Genomic DNA, 836 nt, shown 5'->3' on the forward strand with positions numbered 1-836 from the left:
ACGCCGCCGCCGGGGCTGATCAACGAAGTGTCGTAATCCGCCCACGACGACCTCGGCAACGCGAACATCCGCTGCCGCTCCCGATACGAACGCGCCGCATCCGGATCAGGATCCAAGAAGATATGCCGGTGGTCGAACGCGGCCACCAAACGAATGTGCTCCGACAACAACATCCCGTTGCCGAACACATCACCACTCATATCACCCACACCCACCACAGTGAAATCCTGCGCCTGAGTATCGATCTCCATCTCCCGGAAGTGCCGCTTCACACTCTCCCACGCACCCTTGGCGGTAATGCCCATCGCCTTGTGGTCATAACCCGCCGAACCACCGGAAGCGAACGCGTCACCCAACCAGAAACCATAGCTCTGCGCCACATCGTTGGCGATATCGGAGAACGTCGCGGTGCCCTTGTCAGCAGCAACCACCAAATACGTGTCGTCACCATCACGGCGCACGACCCGAGCAGGGGGCAGCACCTGCCCGCTCGCCCGGTCCACGTTGTCGGTGACATCCAGCAGACCGGAGATGAACGTCCGATAGCAGGCCACACCCTCCGCGCCCAAGGCCTGCCGGTCCGCCACCGGGTCACCCGTAGCCGCGGGCGGCTGCTTGACCACGAAACCACCCTTGGCGCCCACCGGCACGATCACCGCGTTCTTCACCGCCTGCGCCTTCACCAAACCCAAGATCTCGGTACGGAAATCCTCCAACCGATCCGACCACCGCAACCCACCCCGCGCCACCGAACCGAAGCGCAGATGCACACCCTCCACCCGCGGCGAATACACGAAGATCTCGAACTGCGGCTTCGGCTTCGGCAACTCGGCGAT

At 63.0% G+C, this 836-nt stretch carries 1 protein-coding gene; it reads right to left on the bottom strand.

The features are described from left to right. The coding region (locus NNI01S_RS32995; RefSeq protein WP_174554557.1) for an NAD-glutamate dehydrogenase domain-containing protein at window positions 1–836 on the bottom strand (836 nt) is incomplete at both ends.

This window comes from Nocardia niwae NBRC 108934 = DSM 45340, assembly GCF_001613465.1.
Taxonomy (GTDB): Bacteria; Actinomycetota; Actinomycetes; order Mycobacteriales; family Mycobacteriaceae; genus Nocardia; species Nocardia niwae.